3 protein-coding genes are annotated in these 2,618 nt (G+C 69.4%); 2 read left to right on the top strand and 1 reads right to left on the bottom strand.

Features of this window, described 5'->3' with window-relative positions:
- Together ENN83_RS03330 and ENN83_RS03325 are read left to right on the top strand one after the other, a co-directional pair.
- Positions 1–492: DeoR/GlpR family DNA-binding transcription regulator (locus tag ENN83_RS03330; protein WP_414707615.1), on the top strand; the 492-nt coding region annotated here is incomplete at its 5' end.
- A 150-nt stretch (positions 493–642) separates the two neighbouring features.
- Complete coding sequence (locus ENN83_RS03325) at positions 643–852, top strand: hypothetical protein (protein WP_287184099.1); 210 nt, start codon at positions 643–645, stop codon at positions 850–852.
- 180 nt (positions 853–1,032) lie between these two features.
- On the opposite strand, the gene ENN83_RS03320 is transcribed toward ENN83_RS03325, so the two are convergent.
- Positions 1,033–2,397 carry an FAD-binding oxidoreductase gene (locus ENN83_RS03320; protein ID WP_287184096.1) on the bottom strand — a complete coding sequence of 455 codons (1,365 nt, stop codon included), beginning with the start codon at positions 2,395–2,397 and terminating at the stop codon, positions 1,033–1,035.
- Positions 2,398–2,618: the final 221 nt, after the last annotated feature.

Here is a 2,618-nt window from a genome sequence, read left to right as displayed (position 1 = left end):
GGCGCCATCTCGCTCTTCCTCAACATCGGCACCACGACCGAGGCGGTGGCGCAAGAGCTTCTGCACCACGCCAACCTGATGGTGGTCACCAACAACATGAACGTGGCCAATATCCTGGTAGCCAACCGCGATTGTCAGATCATCGTCACCGGCGGCACGCTGCGCCGCTCGGACGGCGGGCTGATCGGCACGCTGGCCACCGAGACGATCCGGCAGTTCAAGTTCGACCTTGCGGTGATCGGCTGCTCGGCGCTGGACGGCGACGGCGACCTGCTGGATTTCGACATCCAGGAGGTGGGCGTCAGCCAGGCGATCCTGCGCCAGTCGCGCCGCACCTTCCTGGTGGCCGACCAGTCCAAGTTCAAGCGCTCCGCCCCCGCCCGCATCGCCTCGCTGGCCGCCATCGACGCCTTCTTCACCGACCGCCCGCTGGCCCCGGACCTGGCTGCGCGCTGCGCCGAATGGGGCACCGAGATCGTGATCAGCGCCTGAATTCCCGGCGGCCCGGTCTTCCGGCCAAGGCAACCCGAAGCGGGATTGACGCCGATGGAGCGCATACTCGTCGGCTGACGTTCGTCGGTCAGGCGGTGGAGAGACCCATTGGCGTGGATCTCTGCCCCGTCCATCCACGGCGCGAATGACATGCCCGGAACCGGCCGTCCATATCAAGCGCGGACCTGCCCAAACGCTCTTGACGAATACAATGACCTGCGACGGGATTTTTCCTTCGGCTGCGGGATAGCGCTTTCCGAAGCGAAGCGGTCAAAGCTGCTCGAGGACATGAACGCCAGGCTGAATGAGCTCCAGGCGGAGCAGCTGTCGGCCCTGGTCGCGATGCGCGAGCTGGTCTGACGAAAGTGGTGACGCCGGCCGTCATCCCGGACATGGCGATCTCTGGCCGGCGTGTTCGCCGGCATGGGAGGTGGCTGCGGCCAGTACGGCGGCCGCCGCCAGAAGAAGCGAGGTGTGGCGCGTCACGGGTTTATCCTCGGTTGGTTTGCGCCACATGATCTGCGGGCGTGTCGGTTGGGGTCAGGCGGCGGCGCAGTCGGCCGCCGGGGTGGTGAACAGGCCCGCAGGGTCGAAGCAGGCCGCGAGATCGCGCAGCCGCGCGTCTGCCGCAGGGTCGTGGGTCGGCAGGCGGCGCGGCCCGTGTTCGAGGTCGGCCTCGCCCACATGGGCGCCAAGGCAAAGCGGGGCCGTTCCTGCCATCGTCGCCCGCAGCCAGCGCAGCTGCGCCATGTCCTCATCGGCATCCTCCCAGATCGCGTAGACCGAGCCGAAGGTGCGCCTGATCCGCGAGAAGGCGCCGTTTCCGGGAGGCAGCGCCCTGGGGGAGCGCAGCATCATCAGCGCCAGGCTGCGCGGCGAGGGCGCCGAGACCATGCCGGTCGCGATGCGCTCCACGATCTCGGGGAACCGCGCATCCGACCAGAGGCTGTCGACGCCATAGCGCAGCCCCTCGGGCATCGATCGCGCGGTGAAACCGTAAAGCACGTCGAACGGCGTCGGCATCGGTCCGATCACCTGCATCGCTTCGGGCGCGCTTGGGAACAGCCGCGAGAGCGTCGCATGGCCCGCGGTGTCGCCGTCGGCGAAGACGGTCACGATCGCCTCGACCATCGGTCCCTGAGCGGGCATCTCCGGCCGCGGCGCGGCGATCTTCAGCGTGAGTTCGACATTGGCCGGCGCATCGGCCATCGCGGCCTCGGCCCAGGTCGCGACCGTGCCGGCCAGGGCGAGCGGGTAGACCCGCAGCTCGGTCAGGATCGCCTTCGGCGCCTCCATCAGGCGCAGATGATAGGCGGTGACGATGCCGAAGAAGGCTGGCCCCGCGCCGCGCGCGGCCCAGAAGACCTCGGCATTTTCGGTCTCGCTTGCGGTCAGGAGGCGCCCGTCGGCCATGACCACCTCGATCACCTCGACCAGGAAGCAGGCCACGCCCCAGGCGCCCGGGTTCCAGCCGATCCCGCCGCCCAGCAGATGGCCGCTCATCGGCACGCTGCCGCAATGGCCCAGCGGGAAGGCGAGGTCGTGACGCGCAAGCGCAGCGGCCATCCGTGCGTTGGTGACGCCGGGTTCGACCCGCGCGACACGGCGCTCCGGGTCGATCCGCAGCCCGTCGAGCGCGCCGAGATCGACCATCATGTCCGCCTGCGCGGCGATGCCGGTGAAATGGTGCCCGCCCCCGCGCGGCGAGACGGTCAGCCCGTTTCGGGCGGCGAAGCGCACGGCCTGGGCCGCGTCATCGGCACAGGCGGCACGCACGATCAGCCGCGTGCGGCGCGCGGGCTTGCGCCCGTTCCAGACAAGGGCGTCGCAGGCCTCGGCGTGCCCGGGGTCGAACCGGGTGATGAGACCGCCGCGCAGGCGGCTTTTCAGAGTATCGGTTTGCATGTCGGCATCCTAAGCATGGGCCACATCCGGCCCTCCCGGCGGCCAGAGATCGGCACCGGGGCGGGAACGGTTCGGCAGGTCGGGTTTCAGGGGGCGGCGAGCGCGTCGCCGCATGGCCGGGGGTGTACGCCCCGGCCCCGCGCTGCGCATCCTCAGACACCCTGCGCGAAAGGCTCACGAATGCTCAAAGACTGCTAAGCTGGTTCCTCGAGCGGCAGGCG

The sequence above is a fragment of the Rhodovulum sp. genome (assembly GCF_011048875.1).
GTDB lineage: Bacteria > Pseudomonadota > Alphaproteobacteria > Rhodobacterales > Rhodobacteraceae > Rhodovulum > Rhodovulum tesquicola.
The sequence above is the reverse complement of the archived record's forward strand: the minus strand, read 5'-3'. Positions and strand labels throughout refer to the sequence as shown.